18 protein-coding genes and 1 tRNA gene are annotated in these 16,885 nt (G+C 70.6%); 9 read left to right on the top strand and 10 right to left on the bottom strand.

Features of this window, described 5'->3' with window-relative positions:
• Positions 1-18 precede the first annotated feature (18 nt).
• The 4 genes from OG828_RS28995 to OG828_RS28980 all read left to right on the top strand — a co-directional run bounded on the left by OG828_RS28995 (position 19) and on the right by OG828_RS28980 (position 3,636).
• Positions 19-1,524 carry a flavin-containing monooxygenase gene (locus tag OG828_RS28995; RefSeq protein WP_328502785.1) on the top strand — a complete coding sequence of 502 codons (1,506 nt, stop codon included), beginning with the start codon at positions 19-21 and terminating at the stop codon, positions 1,522-1,524.
• Positions 1,521-2,438, top strand: a complete 918-nt coding sequence (locus OG828_RS28990) for an alpha/beta fold hydrolase (protein ID WP_328502784.1) — start codon at positions 1,521-1,523, stop codon at positions 2,436-2,438. The genes OG828_RS28995 and OG828_RS28990 overlap by 4 nt, the downstream gene beginning before the upstream one ends.
• Complete coding sequence (locus OG828_RS28985) at positions 2,435-3,319, top strand: SDR family oxidoreductase (protein ID WP_328502783.1); 885 nt, start codon at positions 2,435-2,437, stop codon at positions 3,317-3,319. The genes OG828_RS28990 and OG828_RS28985 overlap by 4 nt, the downstream gene beginning before the upstream one ends.
• A 77-nt stretch (positions 3,320-3,396) precedes the next feature.
• Complete coding sequence (locus OG828_RS28980) at positions 3,397-3,636, top strand: hypothetical protein (RefSeq protein WP_328363011.1); 240 nt, start codon at positions 3,397-3,399, stop codon at positions 3,634-3,636.
• 88 nt (positions 3,637-3,724) lie between these two features.
• Here the strand turns inward: OG828_RS28980 and OG828_RS28975 are convergent, their stop codons facing one another.
• Complete coding sequence (locus OG828_RS28975) at positions 3,725-4,516, bottom strand: exodeoxyribonuclease III (protein WP_328502782.1); 792 nt, start codon at positions 4,514-4,516, stop codon at positions 3,725-3,727.
• A 160-nt stretch (positions 4,517-4,676) separates the two neighbouring features.
• On the opposite strand from OG828_RS28975, the gene OG828_RS28970 reads away from it, so the two are divergent.
• The 3 genes from OG828_RS28970 (at position 4,677) to OG828_RS28960 (ending at position 6,927) form a co-directional block, all read left to right on the top strand.
• Positions 4,677-5,483, top strand: coding sequence for an SDR family oxidoreductase (locus OG828_RS28970; protein ID WP_328502781.1), 807 nt, complete (start codon positions 4,677-4,679; stop codon positions 5,481-5,483).
• Between the two features lie 27 nt (positions 5,484-5,510).
• The gene (locus OG828_RS28965) at positions 5,511-6,380 is read left to right on the top strand and encodes a helix-turn-helix transcriptional regulator (RefSeq protein WP_328363003.1); all 870 of its coding nucleotides are present in this window, start codon (positions 5,511-5,513) and stop codon (positions 6,378-6,380) included.
• A 64-nt stretch (positions 6,381-6,444) separates the two neighbouring features.
• The gene (locus OG828_RS28960) at positions 6,445-6,927 is read left to right on the top strand and encodes a GNAT family N-acetyltransferase (RefSeq protein ID WP_328440192.1); all 483 of its coding nucleotides are present in this window, start codon (positions 6,445-6,447) and stop codon (positions 6,925-6,927) included.
• Here OG828_RS28960 and OG828_RS28955 read toward each other — a convergent pair.
• Together OG828_RS28955 and OG828_RS28950 are read right to left on the bottom strand one after the other, a co-directional pair.
• Positions 6,917-7,588: a response regulator transcription factor gene (locus OG828_RS28955; protein WP_328502780.1), complete on the bottom strand. Its 672-nt coding sequence runs from the start codon at positions 7,586-7,588 to the stop codon at positions 6,917-6,919. The genes OG828_RS28960 and OG828_RS28955 overlap by 11 nt on opposite strands.
• Positions 7,549-8,832: a sensor histidine kinase gene (locus tag OG828_RS28950; RefSeq protein WP_328502779.1), complete on the bottom strand. Its 1,284-nt coding sequence runs from the start codon at positions 8,830-8,832 to the stop codon at positions 7,549-7,551. Before OG828_RS28950 ends, OG828_RS28955 begins: the two co-directional genes overlap by 40 nt.
• A 153-nt stretch (positions 8,833-8,985) precedes the next feature.
• Between OG828_RS28950 and OG828_RS28945 the strand changes: the two genes are divergently transcribed.
• Positions 8,986-10,365, top strand: a complete 1,380-nt coding sequence (locus tag OG828_RS28945; protein ID WP_328502778.1) for a penicillin-binding transpeptidase domain-containing protein — start codon at positions 8,986-8,988, stop codon at positions 10,363-10,365.
• 114 nt (positions 10,366-10,479) lie between these two features.
• Here OG828_RS28945 and OG828_RS28940 read toward each other — a convergent pair.
• From OG828_RS28940 to galU, 7 genes are all read right to left on the bottom strand, one after another.
• A tRNA-Ala gene (locus OG828_RS28940) sits at positions 10,480-10,553 on the bottom strand.
• 127 nt (positions 10,554-10,680) lie between these two features.
• Positions 10,681-11,958, bottom strand: coding sequence for a divisome protein SepX/GlpR (sepX, locus tag OG828_RS28935; protein WP_328502777.1), 1,278 nt, complete (start codon positions 11,956-11,958; stop codon positions 10,681-10,683).
• Positions 11,959-12,142: 184 nt separating this feature from the next.
• Positions 12,143-12,778 (bottom strand): GNAT family N-acetyltransferase, encoded by a 636-nt coding sequence (locus tag OG828_RS28930; protein ID WP_328362985.1) that lies wholly within the window; start codon positions 12,776-12,778, stop codon positions 12,143-12,145.
• Positions 12,779-12,798: 20 nt separating this feature from the next.
• Entirely contained in the window at positions 12,799-13,305 is a 507-nt protein-coding gene (locus tag OG828_RS28925; RefSeq protein ID WP_328502776.1) for a MogA/MoaB family molybdenum cofactor biosynthesis protein, read from the bottom strand.
• On the bottom strand, positions 13,302-13,814 hold the full coding sequence (gene moaC / locus OG828_RS28920) for a cyclic pyranopterin monophosphate synthase MoaC (protein WP_210576518.1): 513 nt from the start codon (positions 13,812-13,814) through the stop codon (positions 13,302-13,304). The genes OG828_RS28925 and moaC overlap by 4 nt, the downstream gene beginning before the upstream one ends.
• Before the next feature lie 84 nt (positions 13,815-13,898).
• Complete coding sequence (gene glp, locus OG828_RS28915; protein WP_328502775.1) at positions 13,899-15,221, bottom strand: molybdotransferase-like divisome protein Glp; 1,323 nt, start codon at positions 15,219-15,221, stop codon at positions 13,899-13,901.
• A 5-nt stretch (positions 15,222-15,226) separates the two neighbouring features.
• Positions 15,227-16,129, bottom strand: a complete 903-nt coding sequence (gene galU / locus OG828_RS28910; RefSeq protein ID WP_328362975.1) for a UTP--glucose-1-phosphate uridylyltransferase GalU — start codon at positions 16,127-16,129, stop codon at positions 15,227-15,229.
• 132 nt (positions 16,130-16,261) lie between these two features.
• Here galU and OG828_RS28905 point away from each other — a divergent pair, with 132 nt between their 5' ends.
• Positions 16,262-16,843: a 5-formyltetrahydrofolate cyclo-ligase gene (locus OG828_RS28905; protein WP_328502774.1), complete on the top strand. Its 582-nt coding sequence runs from the start codon at positions 16,262-16,264 to the stop codon at positions 16,841-16,843.
• The last annotated feature ends 42 nt before the right edge of the window (positions 16,844-16,885 follow it).

Here is a 16,885-nt window from a genome sequence, read left to right as displayed (position 1 = left end):
CGGATGCATGGAGGCGGGATGGCCCAGCAGGAGCACGAGCATGTGCGGGTGGCGGTGGTCGGGTCCGGGTTCGGCGGGCTGGGAGCCGCCGTACGGCTGCGGCGCGAGGGTGTCACCGACTTCGTCGTACTGGAGCGGGCCGGCAGCGTCGGCGGCACCTGGCGGGACAACAGTTATCCCGGGTGCGCGTGCGATGTGCCGTCCCATCTGTATTCGTTCTCCTTCGCGCCCAACCCCGACTGGCCTCGCGCCTTCTCCGGGCAGCGGCACATCCGCGCCTACCTGGAGCACGTCGCCGACGTCTTCCGGCTCCGGCCCCACATCCGCTTCAACTCCGAGGTCCAGCGCATGACCTGGAGCGGCGAACGGCTCTGCTGGGACATCGAGACGAGCAGCGGCTCCCTCTCGGCGGACATCGTCGTCTCCGCCACGGGGCCGCTGTCCGAGCCCAAGATCCCGGACATACCGGGGCTCGACTCCTTCCCCGGCAAGGTCTTCCACTCGGCCCGCTGGGACCATGACTACGACCTGCGCGGCAAGCGGGTCGCCGTGGTCGGGACGGGCGCCTCGGCCATCCAGATCGTGCCGGCCATCCAGCCCCTCGCCGAGCGGCTCACCCTCTTCCAGCGCACCCCGCCCTGGGTGCTGCCCCGCGTCGACCGGGCGATCAGCGGCGCGGAGCGCGCACTGCACAGGGCCCTGCCCTTCACCGCCCAGGCCCGACGTGGACTGCTGTGGGGCATACGGGAGTTGCAGGTCCAGGCCTTCACCAAGCGCCCCAACGAGCTGGGGATGGTGGAGCAGTTGGCGAAGCGCAACATGGCCCGTTTCATCAAGGATCCGGCCCTGCGCGCGAAGTTGACCCCCGACTACCGCATCGGCTGCAAGCGGATCCTGCTCTCCAGCGACTACTATCCGGCGCTCGCCCGGCCGGGCGTCGACGTCGTCGCGAGCGGGCTCAGCGAAATCAGGGACTCCACCCTCGTCGCCGCCGACGGCAGTGAGGCCGAGGTCGACGCGATCATCTTCGGGACCGGCTTCCACGTCACCGACATGCCCATCGCCGAACGGGTGGTGGGCGCGGACGGGCGGACGCTCGCCGAGGCATGGAAGACGGGCATGAAGGCGCTGCGCGGAGCCTCGGCGGCCGGGTTCCCCAACTGGATGACGATCATCGGGCCCAATACGGGGCTGGGGAACTCCTCGATGATCCTGATGATCGAGTCCCAGCTGAACTACCTGGCCGACTTCGTACGGCAGTTGGACGTGCTGGGCGGTCGCGCCGCCCTCGACGCCCGCCCGGATGCCGTACAGGCCTGGAACGACAAGGTGCAGGAGCGCATGCGGCGCACCGTGTGGAACACCGGCGGCTGCACCAGCTGGTACCTGGACGCCAGCGGCCGCAACACCACCATCTGGCCGGGCACGACGACCGAGTTCCGGCGGGCGACGCGGCGGGTGGATCTGTCGGAGTACGACGTCCTGCGGGTCTCCGCGCAGAAGAAGGCCGAGGTGGACGCGTGAGCCGTCTGATGCACGTGGCCTCCGGCCCGTACGCCCCACCCGTCCCCACCCGCGAGCTCACCGCCGTCTCCGCCGACGGCGCCCGGCTGCACGTCGAGGTGCACGGCCCCGAGAACGCCCCCGCCGTCGTCCTCGCCCACGGCTGGACCTGCTCCACCGCCTTCTGGGCGGCCCAGATACGCGAACTGGCCGTCGACCACCGGGTCATCGCCTACGACCAGCGCGGCCACGGACGCAGTCCCGCGAGCCGTGCCTGCAGTACGGACGCGCTCGCGGACGACCTCGAAGCCGTACTGAAAGCGGCTCTCGCGCCGGGCGAGAAGGCCGTGCTCGCCGGGCACTCCATGGGCGGGATGACGGTCATGGCCGCCTCCACGCGGGCCGGGTTCCGGCAGCATGCGGCGGCGGTGCTGCTGTGCAGCACGGGGGCGTCGCGGCTGGTCGCCGAGTCGACGGTCGTACCGATGCGGGCCGGGCGGCTGCGGACCGCGCTGACCCGGCGCATCCTCGGCTCCCGGGCACCCCTCGGACCGGTCACGCCGCTCGCCCGGCGGATCCTCAAGTACGCGACGATGGGCCCGGGTTCGCATCCGCAGATGGTCGAGGCGTGCGCGCGGATCGTGCACGCGTGTCCGCGCAAGGTGCGGTACGCCTGGTCGCAGGTGCTCGACCTGCTCGATGTCGCCCACGGTGTCCGGGAGTTGACGGTGCCGACGGCCGTCGTCGTCGGTACGGCGGACCGGTTGACGCCGGTCGTGCACGCCCGCTCGCTGGTCGCCGCGCTGCCGAACTGCGTCGGGATCACCGAACTGCCCGGGCTCGGCCATATGACGCCGATCGAGGCGCCCGAGCTGGTCACCGGGAAGATACGGGAACTCGTCACGACGTACGCACAGGTCAAGGAGGGCGCATGAGCAGAGTCAGCCTGGAGGGGCAGGTCGCGGTCGTCACCGGGGCCGCGCGCGGCGTCGGCGAACTGCTCGCCCGGAAGCTGTCCGCGCGCGGCGCGAAGCTCGCGCTGGTCGGTCTGGAACCGGACGCGCTCAAGCAGGTCGCCGAGCGGCTGCACGGCGACAGCGGCCACTGGCACGCCGACGTCACCGACCACGAGGCGATGGCGCGGGTGGCGGGCGAGGTGAAGGAGCGGTTCGGGAAGGTCGACATCGTGGTCGCCAACGCGGGTGTGGCGACCGGCGGTCCCTTCGCCGACTCCGATCCCGATGCCTGGCGGCGGGTGATCGAGGTCAATCTGATCGGGTCGGCGGTGACGGCGCGCGCGTTCCTGCCGGCTCTGCGGGAGAGCCGGGGCTATCTGCTCCAGATCGCCTCCCTCGCGGCCATCACGCCGGCACCGATGATGACCGCGTACTGCGCGTCCAAGTCGGGCGTCGAGGCGTACGCGCACAGCCTGCGGGCCGAAGTCGGGTACCAGGGCGTGAAGGTCGGGGTCGGGTATCTGTCGTGGACCGACACGGACATGGTGCGCGGGGCCGACCAGGACGACGTGATGCGGGAGTTGCGGCAGCGGTTGCCCTGGCCCGCCAACAAGACCTATCCGCTGGGTCCCGCCGTGGACCGGATCGTCGCCGGGATCGAACGGCGGGCCGGCCATGTGTACGGGCAGTGGTGGCTGCGCGGGATGCAGGGCGTGCGGGGGTATCTGCCGGGGGTCATCGGGACTGTCGGGCAGCGGGAGATGAAGCGGTTCGCTCATCAGCTGGAGGGCATGCGGACGGGGCTGGTCGGTGCGGGGGGCTCCGCCGATGAGCAGGAGCGGGTTACGCGCCGTAACTGATCGACATGCGGAGCGTCACACCGCGTGTGAGGCTGGTCGAGCCCGATCCCCCTCACCCATTTCGGGAGTGAAACCACATGGGCATGAAGGACAAGTTCCAGGACCAGTCCGAGCAGTGGCAGCAGCAGGCCAAGGAGAAGGCTCAGCAGGGGCGCCAGCGGGAAGAGCAGGGACGCCCGCGCGAGGAGCAGGGGCGCCAGCGCGAGGAGCGCGGGCGGGAGCAGGAGCCTCAGCGAAGTGGCCGGCCGCGTGACGAGGAGACGGAGCGTCTCCAGCGGGAGGAAGAGGACCGGTTCAATCAGGACTACGACGCCTAACCGAGCGGCGTTCGGCTATAGCCGTTGACGTGGGGTGCCCTGTTCTTCGGGGCACCCCACGTTCGCATTTGCCCTCACGCCTGGCTCTTCAGGCCCCGTAGACCACGGTCACGGGCGCGTGGTCCGACCACCGCTCGGCATGGGTGGCCGCGCGCTCGACGTACCCCTTGAGGGCTTTCGCGGCCAGCCCGGGCGTCGAGACGTGGTAGTCGATCCTCCATCCCGCGTCGCCGTCGAAGGCCCGCCCCCGATACGACCACCACGTATACGGCCCCTCCACCTCCGGATGCAGCGCCCGCACCACATCGACGTACTCGTCGAACACCCGGGACAGCCACTCCCGTTCCTCCGGCAGGAAGCCGGAGTTCTTGGTGTTGCCGCGCCAGTTCTTGAGGTCGGCCTGCTGGTGGGCGATGTTCCAGTCGCCGCAGACCAGGACTTCACGCCCGTCGGCGGCGGCGCGCTCGCGCAGGCCCTTCAAATAGGCGAGGAACTCGCCCATGAAGCGGACCTTCTCGTCCTGGCGCTCGGTGCCGACCTCGCCGGAGGGGAGGTAGAGGGAGGCGACGGTGACGCCTGGCAGGTCGGCCTCGACGTAGCGGCCGCTGGTGTCGAACTCGGCCGAACCGAAGCCGACTTGGATGCGGTCGGGCTCGCGGCGGGAGTAGAGGGAGACGCCGGCGCGGCCCTTGGCGGCGGCGGGGGCGTGTACGACATGCCAGCCGTCGGGCGTGCGCACATGCTCCGGCAGCTGCTGCGGCTCGGCGCGCACCTCCTGCAGGCACACCACGTCGGCTTCGGTCTCCGCGAGCCACTCCACGAAGCCCTTCTTCGCGGCGGCACGCAGCCCGTTCACATTCACAGAGGTCACAGTCAGCAAAACACTCTCCAGAGCAGAGGAAGACGCAGGCACGCTACTGGACGCCGGCACCCTCCCAAGGCAAGGGGGCTCTCGCAGTACCTGTATCGCCAGGGTCTCCCGGACGTCCAGAACGCCTGTCAACCTGGCTGAGTCGAAAGCGCAGAAGTAACGGAGACCAATGGCGGACAACCAATTCACCACTCACAAAGAACTCTTCGATCTGAGTGGGAAGTACGCCCTCGTCACGGGCGGCACCAGGGGCATTGGAATGATGATTGCGCGCGGCCTTCTCCAGGCGGGCGCCCGCGTCGTCATCAGCTCACGCAAGGCGGACGCGTGCGCGGAGGCACAGCATCTACTGTCCGAATTCGGCGACGTTCAAGCAATCCCCGCCGACCTGTCCAGGCACGACGAGTGTCAGCGCCTCGCTGATCTCGTCACGGCCGACTCGGAACGCCTGGACATCCTTGTCAACAACGCGGGAGCGATGTGGCGCGAGCCGCTGGCGACGTTCCCGGACGAGGCTTGGGACGCAGTGATCGACCTCAACCTCAAGTCGCCGTTCTGGCTGGTGCAGGCGCTGCTCCCCGCACTGCGCAAGGCGGGCACCGCCGATGATCCCGCGCGGATCATCAACATCGGCAGTATCGCCGCCATCCGCGTCGCCCAGTCGCCCAACTACTCGTACGCCAGCAGCAAAGCGGCACTCCATCAACTCACCAGAGTGCTTGCCAGAGAGCTGGGCCCACAGCACGTCACGGTGAACGCGGTGGCACCGGGAGTGTTCCCGTCGCAGATGATGGCGTCCACGCTCGATGCCATCGGCGACACGATCGCGGCGGCGACCCCTCTGCGCCGGCTCGGCCGCGACGACGACATGGCGGGCATCGCCGTGTTTCTCGCCGGCCGGGCCGGGTCCTACCTCACGGGCACCATCATCCCGGTGGACGGCGGCATCGCGACGACCGCATCAGGTACCCCTTGAATTGCGGGACGGGCTTACGGTGAGGGAATGGCCACGATCGATCCACGCACCGAGATCCGGGAGTTTCTCAGCTCGCGCCGCGCCCGCATCACACCCGAGCGGGCGGGCCTGCCCGCTTACGGCGGCAACCGTCGGGTCAAAGGTCTGCGCCGCGAGGAGGTAGCGCTACTGGCGGGGGTATCGGTCGACTACTACGTGCGCATGGAGCGCGGCAGCCTCGCCGGTGCCTCCGATGGCGTGCTCGACGCGCTGGCCTCCGCCTTGCAACTCGACGAGGCCGAACGCGACCACCTGTTCCACCTCGCGCGCCAGTCCAGGGCGCCCGGCGGCCCACGCCGGCGTAGGCCTGCCGTGACGGTGCGCTCGACGCTGCAGCAGGTGCTCGACGCGATCTCCGATGCGCCGGCCTGGATCGGTAGCGGCCGTTATGACGTGCTCGCCATGAATCAACTCGCTCGCGCGCTGTATTCACCGGTGCTGGCCGACCCGCGACGGCCCGCGAACACAGCGCGGTTCGTCTATCTGAACCCCGAGGCGGCCAGAGATTTCTTTGTCGACTACGACCAAATTGCCGGTGCCGTGGCCGCGAAGCTACGCATGGAAGCCGGCCGCAATCCGCACGACGAGGAGCTGATCGCCCTGGTCGGCGAACTGTCCACGTGCAGTGAGCTGTTTCGGCAACGGTGGGCATCTCAGGACGTGCGGCTGCACCGGTCCGGCCGCAAGCGGCTGCGCCATCCGATCGTGGGCCGGCTCGACCTGGACGTAGAATCCCTGCAAATGCCCGCCGAACCCGGCCTGCACCTCAACGTCTACACCGCACCCGCGGGCACACCGACCACCGACAATTTGGCACTCCTGGCGTCGTGGGCGGCCACCCAACAGACGCCGTACTAGACAGCGGACCACGACGTGGGGCAACTCTGGATTTCCCTCACCTCATAGATATACGATTTACGGCATGCATATACGTCGCGTCCCTTTCGACCACCCCGACGCCGTCAAGCTCGACAACGAGGTCCAGGCCGAGTACCACGAGCGCTACGGCGACGGCGGCGACGCCACATCCCTCGCCCCGTCCGACTTCGAGCCGCCGAACGGCGTGTACCTCATCGCGTACGACGACCAGGACCGCCCCGTGGCCACCGGCGGCTGGCGCAGCCAGGACGAGAACGCCGAGGGCAACCAGGACGGGGACGCGGAGCTCAAGCGGATGTACGTCGTCGCGGACATGCGTGGGCGAGGGCTGGCGCGGCGCATGCTCACCGCCCTCGAGGACGACGCGCGTGCGGCGGGCCGTGTGCGCATGGTGCTGGAGACGGGGCTTCAGCAGCCGGAGGCGATAGGCCTGTACACGTCCAGCGGTTATGAGCCGTGCGAGAAGTTCGGCTACTACCGCTTCTACGAGTCCAGCCGCTGCTTCGCGAAGCCCCTCAGCTCCTGAGGAAGGCGAGGACCGCAAGGACGCGCCGGTGGACGTCGTCGGCCGGCGGCAGGTCCAGCTTGGTGAGGATGGACCCGATGTGCTTGCCGACGGCCGCCTCGGACACCACCAGCGCCTTGGCGATCGCGCCGTTGGAGCGCCCCTCGGCGATCAGCGCCAGCACCTCCCGCTCGCGCGGGGTGAGACGGGCGAGCGGATCCCGGCGCCGGCGCAGCAGTTGTCGTACGACCTCCGGGTCGACGACCGTGCCGCCGGACGCCACCTCGGCGAGCGCGTCCACGAACTCCTCGACCTGGCCCACCCGGTCCTTGAGCAGATAGCCGACGCCGGATCCGTCGCCGGAGTCGAGCAGTTCGGCCGCGTACGCCCGCTGCACGTACTGGCTGAGCACCAGTACCGGCAACCCGGGCCGCTCCTCGCGCAGTTGGACGGCCGCGTGCAGCCCTTCGTCCTGGAAGCCGGGCGGCATCCGGACGTCCGTGACGACGACGTCGGGTTCGTGTTCGGCGACCGCCGCCCGCAGGGCGTCCGCGTCGCCGACGGCGGCGGCCACCTCGTACCCGAAGCGGGTGAGCAGCCCGATCAGCCCTTCGCGCAGCAGCACGCTGTCCTCGGCGAGGACTATGCGGAGGGTTCTCGTGCGGGGCGGCTCGGACGGCAAGGAATCTCCATGCGCAGCAGGGTCGGTCCGCCCGGCGGGCTGGACAGACTGAGTCTGCCATCGAGGACCGACACCCGGTCGGCGAGGCCGGTGAGTCCGGTGCCCTGTGACATGTCGGCTCCGCCGCATCCGTCGTCCTCGATACGGAGCACCAGGCGTCCGCCGTCGTAGCGCCCGTGTATCCCGGCCGTCTCCGCCCCGCTGTGCCTGGCGACGTTGGCGAGGGCCTCGCGGGCGACGAAGTACGCGGCCGTCTCGACGGGTCGGGGCAATCGGCCGGGCAGGTCGAGGTCCAGGTCCACCGGCACGGGGCTGCGGTCGGCCGCGTCGGTGAGGGCGGCTTCGAGGCCGTAGTCGGCGAGGACCTTCGGGTGGATGCCGTGGATCAGCTCCCGCAGTTCGGCCAGGGCGCCGTCGGCGTCCGCGTGGGCCTTGGCCAGCTGGTCGGCGAGCGGGCCCGGCGGCGCGTCGAGGCGGGCGAGGCCCAGGGTCATGGTGAGGGCGACGAGGCGCTGTTGGGCTCCGTCGTGCAGATCGCGTTCGATACGGCGGCGCTCCGCCTCGAAGGCGTCCACCAACCGCACGCGGGAGCGGACCAGTTCGGTGACCCGTTCGCTGTCCTCGGCCTTCGTGGTGAGCAGCGCACGCGCCAGCTCGGCACGCGCCCCGGCGGCGCACCCGAGGGCGTACGCGCCGGGCGCGAGGAGTGCCAGCCCGAGCACGGCGACCCCGAAGGCGCCCGGCCACGTCTCGACCATCCACAGCTTGACCACCTTCGCCTCGCCGTCGACGGCGACGACCAGGGGCGTGCAGGCCATCGACAGCGGTACGCCCGCCAGCAGTACGACGGCCAGCGCGTCCAGCGGCCACAGCACCAGCCCGAACAGCACGGCGTACGCCAGCTCCCGCCAGGTCGCCGCTTCCTTGAGCCGCGTCGACAGCCACGCCCGCAACCCCGGCACGGCAGGCACCCGATGCTGCCCGGCGGCCACCTCCTGCCCGGCGATCCGCAACCGCCACCGCTCCACGCCCGCCACGGGTATCCCGACCAGCGCGGTGAGCAGCAGCAGCGGCAGCCCGACGACCACGACGGACAGCGCCGCCCCGACCACCACCCCACTGACGATCACCACCAGAACGACCGCCCCGCACACCGCCCCGCTCACCAGATAGCCAACGGCCCGCCAAGGCCACGGCGACAGCAGATACCCGCGGCCGCCCAGCGCCCGCCAGATGTTTCGCATGGGGATCACGGTAGGAGCCCGGGGCGGACCCCGCGATCGGGCTACGCGGAGAGTCGGAGGTATACGTGGCCCTACCCCAAGTCTCGGCCCTGCCGCACCGACGCCTCGACGAATACGTCACTGATTCCGGATCGATTCCCTACCCTGTCCTTCATGCACTCGACAATCAGGGGGGCGCTCAGCGTCTCGGGTGTTCTCGCCGTGCTGGCCGCTCTGTCGACCGGCTGCAGCGATGACGGCGCACAGACCGACTCCGCCGACAAGCCCACGTCACACCGCGGCCTCGGCGACATCCTCGTCGGTGGTCAGGCCGTCACTGGTTCGAAGGCCACCGGCAACAAGAAGGTGCCGTACCAGCGCACTTATTCCGACGGCGCGCTCTACGCGCCGGTCACCGGCTACCGGTCGATGGCGTACGGCAGCGCGGGGCTGGAGGCCGTGTACGGCGATGTCCTGTCCGCCACCGCGTCCGGTACCGCATCGGGCGACGTCGTGACGACCATCGATCCCAAGGCCCAGAAGGCCGCATTCGACGCGCTGGGTGACCGGCAGGGCGCCGCGGTGGCGCTCGACGCCGAGTCCGGGAAGCTTCTCGCGGTGGCCAGCACGCCCTCGTACGACCCGGCGACGTTCAGCGGACAGCGGCCGGCGGACGCGGCGGCATGGAAGGCGGCCAACGCCGACGAGCGCTCCCCCATGCGCAACCGGGCTCTGCATCGGGCAGGCCCCCCGGACGGGACCTTCAGCATCGTCGTCGCGGCCGCCGCGCTGGAGGCAGGGCTGTACAAGACGGTGGACGACAGAACCGACAGCCCCCTCCCCTACGTACTCCCCCAGACGACGACCTCCGTGGCCGGCTCGTCCCCCCGGTGCAAGGACGCTTCGATCAGGCAGGCGCTGCGCTACTCCTGCACCACCGTCTTCGCCAAGATCGCCGCCGACCTCGGTGCGGCCAGGCTCCGGTCGACGGCGGAGAAGTTCGGCTTCAACGACGACAGCCTGACCGTGCCCGTGAAGGTCTCCAAGAGCAGCTATCCCCAAGGGGACGTGTCACCCGCTGAGGCAGCGCTGACGGGCATCGGACAGGGCACGCTCACGGCGACCCCGCTGGAAATGGCGAGGGTTGCGGCAGTGATCGCCAACGGGGGACGGCTGGTTGCCCCCCAGATGGTGGAGCGGGTGGAGAAAGCCGACGGCAGCACTGAGAAACCCAAGACCTCGGGCGGCCAGGTCGAGCAAGTCGTCTCCCGCGATACAGCCGATGCACTCCGGTCGGCGCTCAAGGCCGCGGCAAGCGACGTGCTGTCCCAGGGATCGGATGAGACGGAGTCCGGCATCGGCGGAAAAACGGGACAGGTCAGGGACGGTCAGGACGGCTCCGCCACCTCGTGGTTCACCGCGTACGCGGACGGGGCGAAGGGACGGCGGATCGCTGTGACTGCCTGCGTCGAGGGACTCCCCTCTGGAGAAGAAGAGAAGGGCACCGAGCAGGCGGTTGTGGTGGTCGAAGAGATTCTGGCGAGCATCTCCTGACTGCCGGGAGTGCTCGCCTGCACGTTGCCCCAGACGCAGAAATCCCGCCCGATCGAAACGATCGGACGGGATCTCGTGAACCGCCTACGAGTTGACTCGCGAACGGCGCTGCGGTGGACCTGTGGGGATTTGAACCCCAGACCCCCTCGATGCGAACGAGGTGCGCTACCAGACTGCGCCACAGGCCCTTGCAACGAGTGAAACCTTAGCACCCCGATCCGGATGCTTGGAAATCCGTTCCGTCGCCGGTCGAGGGACGGGGACAGGGCCGGTGGGGCGGGTGGGCGGGGCCGGCGCCGGGTGGCGGCGCGTGGGCTACTCGTTCGCCGCGCGCGGCCGGTCCCCGTCCTCGTACTGGTCGAACAGCGGCGTGCGCCCCCGCTCCCGTGCCCGGCGGGCGGAAGCGGCGCGGCGGGCGTCGCTGCGGTCGCCTTCTTCTTCGTCCGCGCGGGCGCCCGTCTCGTCGTGGTCGGCGGATTCGCGTACGGCGGCGGAGTCGGCGCTGTTGCCACGTTCCCGCGTCCCGGCTCCCGCCTCGCCGTCCCGGGCGACCGAGCTGGAGCGTGCGGAGCTCCATGCGTCCGGTGCGCCGAGGTCCACGCCGGCGGTGGCCCGCGGAGCGACCGGCGCTGTCACATAGGTGGGCAGCGGCACCGGTACCGGGTCCCAGCTGTCGCCCTGCCCCGGCCGCCGTTGCCGCTCGCGCTGCTGGTCGACCCACTCGGCGTGGTCGGTCTGCTCGACGAGGGCGCGGCGGTCGGCGGCGAGGGCCGAGAGGCCGGCGTCCTGCTCCGGCTTGGGCCTTTCGTCGTGCTCGTCGGTTCCCGTGCCCGCGCCGGCTTCGGCGGAGGTACGCCGACGCGGCTGGCGGCTGCGCTCGCGCAGTCGCTGCGCCGCGGCCTCGGCTCGGCGCCGGTCCATCTGGTAGGCGAAGCGGCGGCGTTCCTGGGCGCGGAGGTACACGATGTACGCGCTGAGCATCACGGCGGGCACGCCGGGTGCCCAGAGGAACGCGAGCCCGCCGACCGCGGCGACGATCGCGCCGAGGGTGAAGGCGAGGAAGAGGACCACCGTGGTGCGCCGGCGGCGCGCGAGGACCTTCGTGCGCCGTGCCCGTGCTTCGGCCGCCTCCGCGTCGGGGGTGCGCCGGGCGGCCGGCACCCGCTTGCGCGGCGGCGCGGCGGCGGGTTCGGGCGCCGGCTTGGCTTCGGGCGCGGAGGCGTGGGTGGATTTGGGCTCCGGCGCGGGCGCCTGCTCGCGCGCCGGTTCCGAGCGCCCTTGGGCCGGCGGCTGAACCGCCGCGCGCGCCTGCGGGCGGATCGGTGGCATGGCGAAGGCCCGGACGTCCACCGAATCGGTGACCGTGCCCGGGTCGTCGGCGCTGGGCTCCCCCTCGTCGGCGGAGCGCGCGCGCAGGTCCTTGGCGTATCGGCGCTCCATCGCCGCCCGTCCGGACAGCAGCCGGATGGCGGTGCTGAAGCGTTCCGTCGGACGGGCCTCGTTCAGCTCGTCCTGCCTACGGAGCCACATCGGCACCAAGTAGGCGGCCCAGGCCCCGACAATGACTGCGTAGATGAGGCCGCTGCTGCTCACGCCTCACACGGTAGAGGGGTTTGCGTGAGGCCATCTGCCAATTGAGCCGGTGTGTCGCACGATCTGGCTGATATTTCGAACTTTTTTTGTGACCGATGCGATCAGCGGACCGCCGAGGGTGCGAATTTATTGGCTTGAGCCGGTCATCGGGCGAACAATTTCGAACACTTATTCAATTTCCGGGCTAGGCGGGATTCCCCTGGGTGTTCTGCGGGTTCGTCCGCGGCGCTTTCCGCGAGCGCGACCGGCGCCAGCGGCTCAGCAGCCCTTCGGGCACCTCTTCCGCGGTGAGCGCGAAGACGAGGTGGTCGCGCCAGGCTCCGTCGATGTGCAGATAACGCGGACGCAGCCCCTCCTCGCGGAATCCGAGTTTCTCCACGACCCGGCGGCTGGGCCCGTTCTCGGGGCGAATGCAGACCTCGATGCGGTGCAGACCAACGGTCCGGAAACAGTGGTCCACGACAAGCGCCACAGCCGTCGGCATCACCCCGCGCCCTGCCACGGCCTCGTCCACCCAGTAGCCGACGTGCCCCGAGCACATCGAACCCCAGGTGATCCCGGCGACCGTCAACTGCCCCACCAGCCGCCCCTGGTACTCGATCACGAACGGCAGCATCCGGCCCGCGTTCGCCTCGGACCGCAGATGGCGCACCATCTGGCGGTAGGTCGGCCGGTGCGCGATCGGCCCGGTCGGCGTGGGCGGCGGAATCGTCGCCTCCCAGGGCCGCAGCCAGTCGCGGTTGCGCCGGTTGACCTCACGCCAGGCTCGCTGGTCGCGCAGCTTTATCGGCCGGAGGACGACATCGCCGTCCACCAGCACGGCCGGCCAGGATGGGCTGTTCAGCTCGCACCCCCACTATCGGCGCCGGGTCTGGGGTGGTCCCCGCCGCGGATCTGGTCGACGGCGTGCGCCAACAGCGGCTGCAGGACGGCCAGTCCGTCCTTCACCCCGCCGGTGGATCCGGGCAGGTTCACGATCAGCGTCCGCCCGGCCACCCCGGCCAGTCCGCGGGAGAGCGCCGCCGTAGGCACCTTCTCCCGTCCGAACGCGCGGATGGCCTCCGCGATGCCGGGCACCTCGTGGTCGATCACCCTGCGGGTCGCCTCGGGTGTGCGGTCGGTGGGCGAGATGCCGGTGCCGCCGGTGGTGACGATGGCGTCATAGCCGGCCTCGACACCCGCGCGCAGGGCGGCCTCCACCGGGTCGCCGTCGGGGACGACCTGCGGGCCGTCGACGGCGAAGCCGAAGCCCTTGAGGCCGTCGGCGATCAGTGGGCCGCCCTTGTCCTCGTAGACCCCGGCGGCCGCTCTGTTGGAGGCGGTGACCACAAGAGCGCGGTACGTCATGTCCGGCTCCAGTCGCCCGACTTGCCGCCCGTCTTCTCCTCCACCCGTACGTCCGTGATGACCGCTCCCTTGTCGACCGCCTTGACCATGTCGATCACGGTGAGCGCGGCGACGGAGACCGCGGTGAGCGCCTCCATCTCGACGCCCGTGCGGTCCGTCGTCTTGACGGTGGCCAGGATCTCCACGGCGTCGTCCGCGACCGACAGATCCAGTTTCACACCCGACACCGACAACGGGTGGCACAGCGGGATCAGATCCGGCGTGCGCTTGGCGCCCATGATGCCCGCGATCCGCGCGGTGGCCAGGGCGTCCCCCTTGGGAACCCCCTCGCCGCGCAGCAGCTCGACCACACGGGGCGATACGAGGACGCGGCCGCTGGCACGGGCGGTGCGCGCGGTCACGTCCTTTCCGGATACGTCGACCATGCGCGCGGCGCCCGCGTCGTCAATGTGCGTCAGTCGGTCCTGCACAGAGGGTCCGGGGGTCTCCCCCCGGGAAGGCACAGTCATGGCGTGTGGCGCTCCCGGTCCGGGCCCGCCGCGGTACGGCGCCGGGCCAGTTGTGCGCGACACGGTACCCCCAACCTGGGGCGCTCAGCGGAGCAGGACCACCTCGACCTCGGCGCCGGGCTCGACGGACTCCGTGTCCTCGGGGACCACGATCAGCGCGTCCGCGTGTGCGAGGGCCGCGACCAGGTGGGATCCGGCCCCGCCGACGGGGGTCACCTCGCCGTCGGCGTACGTCCCGCGCAGGAACTGTCTGCGCCCCTTCGGCGAGGTCAGCGCCTCGTCCGCGGTGAGCGTGGCCCGCGTGGTGGGCCGGTGGACGTCGTCGAGGCCCATGAGGGTACGGATCGCGGGACGGACGAACAGCTCGAAGGAGACGTACGACGACACCGGGTTGCCGGGGAGTGCCAGCAGCGGGGTGTGGTCGGGGCCGATGGAGCCGAAGCCCTGGGGCTTGCCGGGCTGCATGGCGAGCTTGCGGAAGTCGATTCCGCTGCCCGCCTCGTCCTCGTCCCCGACGTGCGACAGCGCCTCCTTGACGACGTCGTACGCGCCGACGCTCACCCCGCCCGTGGTGACCATGAGGTCGGCGCGGACGAGCTGGTCCTCGATGGTGGACCGGAGCGTCTCCGCGTCGTCGGGGACGGCGCCCACCCGGTAGGCGATGGCGCCGGCGTCGCGGGCGCAGGCGGTGAGGGCGAAGCTGTTGGAGTCGTAGATCTGGCCGCTGCCGAGCTCCTGGTCGGGCTGGACGAGTTCGCTGCCGGTGGACAGAACGACCACGCGCGGGCGCGGGCGCACGCGGACCGAGCCGCGCCCGATGGCGGCGAGCAGGGCGATCTGCGGCGGGCCGAGGACGGTGCCGGCTTCCAGGGCGCGGTCGCCGGCCTTCACATCGCTGCCCATCGCGCGTACGTGCGCACGTGCCTCGGCCGGCCGGTACACCTGCACCTGCCCGTCGGCGCCCGCGGGGGCCAGGCTGCGTGCGCGCATCCCGGTCACCGGGCCCTCACCGAGGCCTCCGTCGGTCCACTCCACGGGGACGACGGTCTCCGCACCGGGCGGCAGCGGGGCGCCGGTCATGATGCGGGCGGCCTGGCCGGGCCCCACCTGAAGCAGATCGGCCTGGCCCGCCGCGACGTCCCCGATGACCTCCAGGACCGCCGGGAACTCCTCGCTCGCGCCCGCTACATCCGCGACCCGCACCGCGTACCCGTCCATGGAGCTGTTGTCGAACGGCGGCAGGGACACCGGCACCGTGACGTCCTCGACCAGGACGCAGCCCTGGGCGTCGAGGAGTTGCAGCTCGATGGGTTCCAGGGGGCGGACGGTGGCGAGGATGTCCTCCAAGTGCTCGTCCACCGACCAGAGGTGGTCCTGACCGGCGGTGCGGGGCGCGGCGCTGCTCAACGTTGCTACATCTCCTCGGCTACGTAACTGCGAAGCCAGGTCCGGAAGTCCGGGCCCAGGTCTTCACGTTCGCACGCGAGTCTGACAATGGCACGCAGATAGTCGCCGCGGTCCCCGGTGTCATAGCGGCGGCCCTTGAAGACGACGCCGTGCACCGGGCCGCCGACCTTCTCGTCCTGCGAGAGCTGCTGGAGGGCGTCGGTGAGCTGGATCTCGCCGCCGCGACCGGGCTCGGTCTTGCGCAGTATGTCGAAGACGTGCGGGTCGAGGACGTAGCGGCCGATGATGGCGTAGTTGGACGGGGCGTCGGCCGCGGCCGGCTTCTCGACCAGGTCCGACACCTTGACGACGTCGCTGTCCTCGGTGGTCTCCACGGCCGCGCAGCCGTAGAGGTGGATCTGCTCGGGCGCGACCTCCATGAGCGCGATGACGCTGCCGCCGTACTGCTCCTGCACCTCGACCATCCGCTTGAGCAGCGGGTCGCGCGGGTCGATCAGGTCGTCGCCGAGGAGGACGGCGAAGGGCTCCTGGCCCACGTGCGGGGCCGCGCAGAGCACGGCGTGGCCGAGGCCCTTGGGGTCGCCCTGGCGCACGTAGTGCATGGTGGCGAGGTCGCTGGACTCCTGCACCTTGGCGAGCCGGCTGGCGTCGCCCTTCTTCTGAAGGGCCGATTCCAGCTCGTAGTTGCGGTCGAAGTGGTCCTCGAGGGGGCGCTTGTTGCGGCCCGTGATCATGAGGACGTCATCGAGGCCCGCGGAGGCGGCCTCCTCGACCACGTACTGGATCGCCGGCTTGTCGACGACCGGCAGCATCTCCTTGGGAGTGGCTTTGGTGGCCGGCAGGAACCGGGTACCGAGGCCCGCTGCGGGAATGACAGCCTTGCTGATCCTGGGGTGCGACTGAGTCATGCCCGCAACCTTATCCGGTGCCTTTGTGGAGAATCTGTGGCTCCGGTTAATTGGCTCTCATATGAGCGCAATAGAAGGGTACGGGTGCGACCTTTGAGTCACATCGGACGTCCGGCTGAGCCTGACAAGCGAATGTTGCGGCGCGGGTTCATCTCGGTGAGAAGCAGGTTGACGGCGGATGACCTGCGAGAAGCCGCTGAGGCTCAGAGTGAGCGCGCGCTCGAGCTGCCCGAGCTGGCACAGGCCGGCACGGTGGCGGCGTACGTCTCCGTCGGGAGCGAACCCGGAACGCTCGCGCTGCTGGACGCGCTCCGCGCGCGGGGCGTACGTGTGCTGCTCCCGGCGCTCCTGCCGGACAACGACCTGGACTGGGGCGCGTATTGCGGAGCGGACTCCCTCGCGCGCGTCCAACACGGCGGCAGAATGGCCCTCTTCGAGCCCACCGGGGAACGCCTGGGCCCGGACGCGGTGACCGGCGCCGACGTCGTCCTGCTGCCCGGCCTGGCCGTCGACGCGCGCGGCATGCGGCTGGGGCGCGGCGGGGGATCGTACGACCGGGTCCTCGCCCGCCTGGAGCGCGCGGGCGCGCATCCGGTGCTGGTGGTGCTCCTGTACGACTCGGAGGTCGTCGAGCGGGTTCCCGCGGAGGCTCACGACCGGCCGGTGCACGCGGTGGTGACGCCGTCGGGCGTACGTCGCTTCGGTCGGCCGTGAACGGATCGCCCATGAACGCGAAATGCCCCTCCACGCGCGCGT

It is taken from the genome of Streptomyces sp. NBC_00457 (assembly GCF_036014015.1).
In the GTDB taxonomy this organism is placed as follows: domain Bacteria; phylum Actinomycetota; class Actinomycetes; order Streptomycetales; family Streptomycetaceae; genus Streptomyces.
This window is presented reverse-complemented; position numbering and strand designations above follow the sequence as displayed.